The organism is Pseudoalteromonas sp. SK18, from assembly GCF_001974855.1.
Classification (GTDB): domain Bacteria; phylum Pseudomonadota; class Gammaproteobacteria; order Enterobacterales; family Alteromonadaceae; genus Pseudoalteromonas.
Genome location: NZ_MTQB01000012.1, coordinates 100,221 through 107,761 on the forward strand (window position 1 = coordinate 100,221; position 7,541 = coordinate 107,761).

Below are 7,541 nucleotides of genomic sequence, written 5' to 3' on the forward strand. Positions count from 1 at the left end.
CGGAGGGGAACTATGTCTCGCATAGCAAAGGCACCAATAAACGTTCCTGCCGGTGTAGAAGTTACATTAAAAGGCCAGGAAATCACAGTTAAAGGCAAAAACGGTGAACTTACTCGTACTATCAACAATGCTGTTGAAGTACAAGTTAACGACAACGTTATTACAACTTTACCTCGTGAAGGCGTAGCCAATGCATGGGCACAAGCAGGTACTGCTCGCGCTCTAATCAACAACATGGTTGTTGGTACGCATGAAGGTTACGAGAAGAAACTTCAGTTAGTAGGTGTTGGTTACCGTGCTGCAGCTAAGGGCAAAGTTTTAGACTTAACTCTTGGTTTCTCGCACCCAGTTAATTTCGCAGTTCCTGAAGGAATTACGATTGAAACTCCAAGCCAAACAGAAGTTCTAGTTAAGGGCGTAGACAAGCAGTTAGTTGGTCAAACAGCTGCTAACATTCGTGCATACCGTAAACCTGAGCCTTATAAAGGTAAAGGTGTTCGTTATTCAGATGAGAATGTACGCCGTAAAGAGGCTAAGAAGAAGTAAGGTAAGACGATGGATAAAAAAACAGCTCGTCTACGTCGTGCTAAACGCACTCGTAGAAATTATATTGAACAAGGCACAACGCGTCTTGTTATCCACCGCACGCCACGTCACATTTACGCTCAAGTTGTAAACGCTGAGGGTAATGTACTGGCTGCTGCTTCTACTGTTGAGAAAGCTATTAGCGAAACAGTTAAAGGCACAGGCAACGTTGCAGCTGCACAAGCAGTTGGTAAAGCGGTTGCTGAACGTGCGGCTGACAAAGGCATCGAAAAGATTGCTTTTGATCGCAGTGGCTTTAAATATCACGGCCGTGTGAAGGCGCTAGCTGATGCTGCGCGTGAAGCCGGTTTGCAATTCTAGGAGTAGACAATGGCTAACGTAGAAGCAAAGCAACAACAGCCTGATTTAGCTGAAAAGCTAATCGCGGTGAACCGTGTGTCTAAAGTAGTTAAAGGTGGTCGTATCTTTAGCTTTACTGCACTAACTGTAGTTGGTGATGGCGCAGGTAAAGTAGGTTTCGGTTATGGTAAAGCACGTGAAGTTCCAGCTGCTATTCAAAAAGCAATGGAAAAAGCACGTCGTAACATGATCAACGTAGACCTAAATGGCAACACATTACAGCATCCTGTTAAAGGACGTCATGCTGGCTCACAAGTGTTTATGAAACCAGCATCTGAAGGTACTGGTATCATTGCAGGTGGTGCTATGCGTGCAGTACTTGAAGTGACTGGTGTGCAGAACGTACTTTCTAAATGTTACGGTTCTACTAACCCGATCAACGTTGTACGTGCAACGATCTCAGCTCTTGAGAACATGAATTCTCCTCAGTCGATCGCTGCAAAACGTGGTCTTCGAGTAGATGAGATTTTGGGGTAAACCATGGCTAATAAAACTGTAAAAGTAACACAAGTAAAAAGCTCTATCGGTCGTTTACCGAAGCATAAAGCTACATTACGCGGTCTTGGTTTACGTCGTATCAATCACACTGTTGAGTTAGAAGACACAGCATGTGTGCGTGGTATGATCAACCAGGTTTATTACATGGTTAAGGTAGAGGGGTAATTCGATGCATTTGAATACACTTTCACCTGCTGCAGGTTCAAAAACTGCTCCAAAACGTGTTGGTCGTGGTATCGGTTCTGGTCTTGGTAAGACTGGTGGCCGTGGTCACAAAGGTCAAAAATCACGTTCTGGCGGTAAAGTACGCGTTGGTTTTGAGGGCGGTCAAATGCCTATGCAACGTCGTCTACCTAAGTTCGGTTTCACTTCTCGCAAATCTTTAGTATCTGCAGAAATTAACCTATACGAAATCGCTAAAGTTGAAGGCGATGTGGTAGACCTAAGCGCGTTACAAGCAGCTGGTCTAGTTAAAAAGAACGTTCAGTTCGTTAAAGTTGTTAAATCTGGCGAAGTTTCACGCGCTGTTACCGTTAAAGGCCTTAAGGCTTCTAAAGGTGCACGCGAAGCTATCGAAGCTGCCGGAGGCAAGGTAGAAGACTAAGGAAGTACTAATGGCTAAACCAGGTCAAGATACACAAAGTGCACAAGGTGGACTTTCGGAATTGAAGCGCCGATTACTCTTCGTATTGGGTGCTATCATAATTTACCGTCTAGGTTCATTTGTGCCGATCCCTGGGATTGACGCCGCTGTACTTGCCGATTTCTTCGAGCAACAAAAGGGCACCATTGTTGAGATGTTCAACATGTTTAGCGGTGGTGCGCTTGAGCGAGCTTCAGTGTTAGCACTGGGTATCATGCCGTATATCTCGGCTTCGATTATTACGCAACTATTAACGCATATGTATCCGCCGTTTATAGAGCTTAAGAAAGAAGGTGAGCAAGGGCGTAAAAAGATAAGCCAGTACACACGCTACGGCACGCTTGTGCTTGCTACTATCCAATCAATCGGTATTGCTACTAGCTTACCGGGCATGATGAACGGGTTAGTTGTTAACCCAGGTATGGGATTCTATTTCACCGCAGTGGTGAGTTTAGTAACCGGTACTATGTTCCTTATGTGGTTGGGCGAACAGATAACAGAACGCGGTATCGGTAACGGTATCTCAGTTCTAATATTTGTTGGTATTGTAGCTAACCTGCCGTCTGCTATTGGTTCGACAGCCGAAATGGCGCGCCAAGGTGATTTGAATGTTTTTGTACTGTTGATGGTTGCGGTTATAGTATTCGCTGTTACTTATCTTGTTGTATTCTTTGAACGTGGTCAACGACGTATCGTTGTTAACTACGCCAAGCGTCAACAAGGTCGTCAAGTATTTGCTGCTCAAAGCACGCATTTACCTCTGAAAGTAAATATGGCGGGTGTTATTCCACCAATCTTCGCTAGCAGTATAATTCTGTTCCCTGGTACAATTGCAAGCTGGTTCGGCCAGGGTGAAGGTCCGGTTGCTGATGTGCTACAAGCAATTGCTACAACGTTGACTCCAGGTCAGCCTTTGTATGCAATGGTTTTAGCTGCGGCTATCATCTTCTTCTGCTTTTTCTACACAGCGTTGGTTTTTAACCCGCGTGAAACAGCAGACAACCTGAAAAAATCTGGCGCATTTATCCCAGGTATTCGTCCAGGTGAGCAGACATCTAAATACATTGATAAAGTGATGACACGCCTGACATTGGCAGGTGCTTTGTATATAACCTTTATCTGTCTGGTGCCCGAATTCATGACTATGGCATGGCAAACGCCATTCTATTTCGGCGGTACATCAATTTTGATTATCGTTGTAGTAATCATGGACTTTATGGCACAAGTACAGACGCATCTGATGTCACATCAGTATGATTCTGTGCTGAAAAAAGCGAACCTTAAAGGCTACGGTCGATAAGGTCAGTTTACGGAGTTGAGCAATGAAAGTACGTGCTTCCGTTAAGAAAATATGCCGTAACTGTAAAGTTATTAAACGTGCTGGTGTAGTACGCGTAATTTGCAGTGAGCCTAAGCATAAGCAAAGGCAAGGCTAAGTAAACAGTCGTGCAGGCTGAGGTTTCTCGGCCTGTGTTTTTAGTTGTGATTTGGTCTTCGTTTGAGTATCCTTACGGGCTTTTCAAACAGATGATTACCAAATTCAAATATAGGAGATGTGTTAGTGGCCCGTATCGCTGGCATTAACGTCCCTGATCATAAACATGCAGTTATTGGTTTAACAGCTATTTATGGCATAGGTAAGACTCGCTCTAAGGCTATCTTAGAAGCGACTGGTATCGCCGAGACCACAAAAATCGGTGAACTTTCAGACGAAACACTTGACGTATTGCGTGAAGCAGTTGGCAAGTACACTGTAGAAGGTGACCTTCGTCGTGAAGTTACTTTGAATATCAAGCGCCTTATGGACCTTGGTTGTTTCCGTGGCCTACGTCACCGTCGCTCTTTACCACTTCGTGGTCAAAGAACAAAGACTAACGCGCGTACCCGTAAGGGTCCTCGTAAGCCTATTAAGCGATAAGGGGATAGTAAAATGGCTAAGACACCAATTCGTCGTAAAAAGGTTAAAAAGCAAGTTGCTGATGGTATGGCTCATGTTCATGCGTCTTTCAACAACACTATTGTAACGATTACCGACCGTCAAGGTAATGCACTATCATGGGCTACTGCCGGTGGTTCAGGTTTCCGTGGTTCACGTAAATCTACTCCATTTGCTGCTCAGGTTGCTGCAGAGCGTGCAGGTACTGCTGCTCAAGAATACGGTTTAAAAAATCTAGAAGTTTTCATTAAAGGTCCAGGTCCAGGTCGTGAATCTGCTGTACGTGCTTTGAATGCTGCTGGTTACCGTATCACCAACATTACTGACGTGACGCCAATACCACACAATGGTTGTCGTCCACCGAAGAAACGTCGCGTTTAACAATAGGTTAGGAGAAATAACATGGCAAGATATTTGGGCCCTAAGCTCAAGCTGAGTCGTCGTGAAGGTACTGACCTGTTCCTTAAGAGCGGCGTAAGAGCTATCGACTCTAAGTGTAAACTTGAGACTGCACCTGGTCAGCACGGCGCTCGTAAAGGACGCTTATCTGATTACGGTTTACAATTACGTGAAAAGCAAAAAGTACGTCGTATCTACGGTGTATTAGAAAAGCAATTCCGTAACTACTACAAAGAAGCTGCTCGCCTTAAAGGTAATACAGGTGAAAACTTGTTACAGCTTTTAGAGCAACGTTTAGACAATGTTGTATATCGCATGGGTTTTGCTAGCACACGCGCTGAAGCACGTCAGTTAGTAAGCCACAAAGCGATTCTAGTTAATGGTCGTGTTGTGAACATTCCTTCATACGTAATTACTCCAGAAGATACTGTTGTAATCCGTGAGAAGTCTAAAACACAAGCACGTATCATCGCTGCTCTAGAGTTGGCTGAGCAACGTGAAAAGCCGACTTGGGTTGAAGTTGACGGTAAGAAATTGGAAGGTAGCTTCAAGCGCCTACCTGAGCGTTCAGATCTGTCTGCGGACATTAATGAACAACTAATCGTCGAACTTTACTCTAAGTAAAGTTAAGAGTTAAGAGAGGATAAAATGCAGGGTTCTGTTACAGAATTTCTAAAACCAAGGTTAGTCGATATCGACGCTATCAACCCAACGCGTTCTAAAGTAGTTTTAGAACCACTCGAGCGTGGCTTTGGTCACACTTTGGGTAATGCCTTACGCCGTATACTGTTATCATCTATGCCTGGATGTGCAGTAACTGAAGTTGAAATCGACGGTGTATTGCATGAGTACAGCGCGAAAGAAGGCGTACAAGAAGACATCATTGAAATACTACTAAACCTTAAAGGTCTAGCGGTAACGTTAGAAGGCAAAGATGAAGTTTTTCTGACCCTGACTAAATCTGGTGTAGGCCCTGTGACTGCGGCAGATATTCAGCACGATGGCGATGTAACAATTGCTAACCCAGATCATGTTATTTGTAATTTAACAACAAATAACAGCGAGATCAGCATGCGTATTCGTGTTGAGCGTGGTCGTGGTTATGTGCCGGCATCTAGTCGTTTATCCTCTGATGACGATGAGCGTCCAATTGGTCGATTGCTGCTTGATGCATCATTCAGCCCAGTTGAACGTATTGCGTACTCGGTTGAATCAGCCCGTGTTGAGCAACGTACAGATTTAGACAAGTTAATCATTGATATGGAAACAAACGGCACCTTAGATCCTGAAGAAGCGATCCGCCGTGCGTCTACTATCTTAGCTGAGCAATTAGATGCATTCGTAGATTTACGTGATGTAACTGAGCCAGAAGAGAAAGAAGAGAAGCCAGAATTCGATCCTATTCTACTTCGTCCAGTTGATGATCTTGAATTAACAGTACGTTCAGCAAACTGTTTGAAAGCCGAGCAAATTCAATATATCGGTGATTTAGTTCAGCGCACTGAAGTTGAGCTTCTTAAAACGCCTAATCTAGGTAAGAAGTCTCTAACTGAAATAAAAGACGTGCTAGCTTCACGTGGTCTTTCTCTAGGCATGCGCCTAGAAAATTGGCCGCCTGCAAGCCTAGCTGAATAATCTAAATCACTATATTAGTTTAGTTAGAAGGATAGGGTCATGCGCCATCGTAAGAGTGGTCGTCAATTAAACCGTAACAGTAGCCATCGTAAAGCGATGTTCAGCAATATGGCAGGTTCTTTGGTGAAACATGAAATCATCAAAACTACTTTGCCTAAAGCGAAAGAGTTACGCCGTGTAATTGAACCTTTAATCACACTGGCTAAGACTGACAGTGTAGCAAATCGCCGTTTAGCGTTTGCTCGCACGCGTGATAATGAAGTAGTTGGTAAGTTATTCAGTGAAATCGGTCCTCGTAATGCGGATCGTCCAGGTGGTTACACTCGTATTCTTAAGTGTGGCTTCCGTGCTGGTGATAATGCACCAATGGCTTATATTGAACTAGTTGGTCGCCCAGCGGCGAGCGAAGAAGTTCAAGAAGACGCGCAGTCTGCAGAGTAAGTCTTAAAGAGACACCAAAAAGCCGAGCTTATGCTCGGCTTTTTAATATCTAAAATTTACACAAAATGAATAAAGCTTTTAGCTCTATTATTAATAGCAAATTTATTCTCATTCCTTTCATCTAATAAAATAGCCTAACTAGAATCGACGAATCATAATGCGAGCGTTTAGGACTGCTATCTTTCTATTTATAAGTAAAGCTATTTAGACTAATAAATATATGATCATGTAACGACTTTTACAGTTTATAGTTATTAATATAAAAAAGTTCGAAATAGTTGATACCCTCCAATAGCTCATTAACTTTATATAGTAGAGTCCTTGCCTGATGTACTTATTCGCCACTAATCTAAATGGCCATATAAAGCTAAACAATTTGTTTTCTTAGTAATCGCTACAATAACTATGAAAAGATTTTCCAAAAAATAAGTTTTTATAGCTTTAAAGGCGAAATATGATTAGGTTTAGTTGTCTTTTTAAGCGTTTAGTCTAAATATCCAACGAACAGTCATTTATTTCAAGTTTTCTGCAAAAAAGGGTTGATCTGTTTTCGGATCTCCCTATAATGCGACCCCACTGAGACGGGGAACGCCAGCGCATAGCGAGGCACGAACTACTCAGTGAGTTAAGTAAAACTTAGTTCTGAAAACTTTCAAGTTTAACAAAATTAAGTGTTGACAAAAAAATAGGAAAGCGTAATATGCGCAGCCCTAGCGAGATAAAGTTTAACGCTTTAATCGCAACGTTCTTTAACAATATAAAGCAATCATCTGTGTGGGCACTCGTACAGATTGAGTTCTAACAGCCAAGCTACTTAGGTAGTGAGGCAAACAAATTTAGAGTCTCAATTTAAACTGAGTGACCAACAGAATAGTTACTTCGGTAATTATTCAGCACAGTCAATTCAATATCGAAAGATATTAAATAAATTCAGAATTCATTGAGCTGTCGAAAGACATAAAACTTTTTAATTGAAGAGTTTGATCATGGCTCAGATTGAACGCTGGCGGCAGGCCTAACACATGCAAGTCGAGCGGTAACAGA

The 7,541-nt window shown here is 42.8% G+C and carries 12 protein-coding genes and 1 rRNA gene; all 13 read left to right on the forward strand.

Going from position 1 to position 7,541, the window contains the following annotated elements; translation table 11 throughout:
- The first annotated feature begins 12 nt into the window (after positions 1-12).
- The gene (gene rplF, locus BW139_RS10780; protein ID WP_008115390.1) at positions 13-546 is read left to right on the forward strand and encodes a 50S ribosomal protein L6; all 534 of its coding nucleotides are present in this window, start codon (positions 13-15) and stop codon (positions 544-546) included.
- A 9-nt stretch (positions 547-555) separates the two neighbouring features.
- Positions 556-906, forward strand: a complete 351-nt coding sequence (gene rplR / locus BW139_RS10785; RefSeq protein WP_008115388.1) for a 50S ribosomal protein L18 — start codon at positions 556-558, stop codon at positions 904-906.
- Between the two features lie 9 nt (positions 907-915).
- Positions 916-1,422 (forward strand): 30S ribosomal protein S5, encoded by a 507-nt coding sequence (gene rpsE, locus BW139_RS10790; protein ID WP_008115387.1) that lies wholly within the window; start codon positions 916-918, stop codon positions 1,420-1,422.
- 3 nt (positions 1,423-1,425) lie between these two features.
- A complete protein-coding gene (rpmD, locus tag BW139_RS10795) occupies positions 1,426-1,608 on the forward strand; it encodes a 50S ribosomal protein L30 (RefSeq protein ID WP_008115384.1) in 183 nt (60 codons plus the stop codon).
- Between the two features lie 4 nt (positions 1,609-1,612).
- Positions 1,613-2,047, forward strand: a complete 435-nt coding sequence (gene rplO, locus BW139_RS10800) for a 50S ribosomal protein L15 (protein ID WP_008115382.1) — start codon at positions 1,613-1,615, stop codon at positions 2,045-2,047.
- Between the two features lie 10 nt (positions 2,048-2,057).
- Positions 2,058-3,386 (forward strand): preprotein translocase subunit SecY, encoded by a 1,329-nt coding sequence (gene secY / locus BW139_RS10805; RefSeq protein WP_008115380.1) that lies wholly within the window; start codon positions 2,058-2,060, stop codon positions 3,384-3,386.
- A gap of 22 nt (positions 3,387-3,408) precedes the next feature.
- The gene (gene rpmJ / locus BW139_RS10810) at positions 3,409-3,522 is read left to right on the forward strand and encodes a 50S ribosomal protein L36 (protein ID WP_002959476.1); all 114 of its coding nucleotides are present in this window, start codon (positions 3,409-3,411) and stop codon (positions 3,520-3,522) included.
- Positions 3,523-3,647: 125 nt separating this feature from the next.
- Positions 3,648-4,004, forward strand: a complete 357-nt coding sequence (rpsM, locus tag BW139_RS10815; protein WP_008115377.1) for a 30S ribosomal protein S13 — start codon at positions 3,648-3,650, stop codon at positions 4,002-4,004.
- A gap of 12 nt (positions 4,005-4,016) precedes the next feature.
- Complete coding sequence (gene rpsK, locus BW139_RS10820) at positions 4,017-4,403, forward strand: 30S ribosomal protein S11 (protein ID WP_002959471.1); 387 nt, start codon at positions 4,017-4,019, stop codon at positions 4,401-4,403.
- A gap of 21 nt (positions 4,404-4,424) precedes the next feature.
- Positions 4,425-5,045: a 30S ribosomal protein S4 gene (gene rpsD, locus BW139_RS10825; RefSeq protein WP_002959461.1), complete on the forward strand. Its 621-nt coding sequence runs from the start codon at positions 4,425-4,427 to the stop codon at positions 5,043-5,045.
- Positions 5,046-5,069: 24 nt separating this feature from the next.
- Positions 5,070-6,056, forward strand: a complete 987-nt coding sequence (locus BW139_RS10830) for a DNA-directed RNA polymerase subunit alpha (RefSeq protein WP_008115371.1) — start codon at positions 5,070-5,072, stop codon at positions 6,054-6,056.
- 39 nt (positions 6,057-6,095) lie between these two features.
- Positions 6,096-6,497, forward strand: a complete 402-nt coding sequence (rplQ, locus tag BW139_RS10835; protein WP_008115370.1) for a 50S ribosomal protein L17 — start codon at positions 6,096-6,098, stop codon at positions 6,495-6,497.
- Between the two features lie 968 nt (positions 6,498-7,465).
- Positions 7,466-7,541 (forward strand): 16S ribosomal RNA (locus BW139_RS10840); the annotation flags it as partial.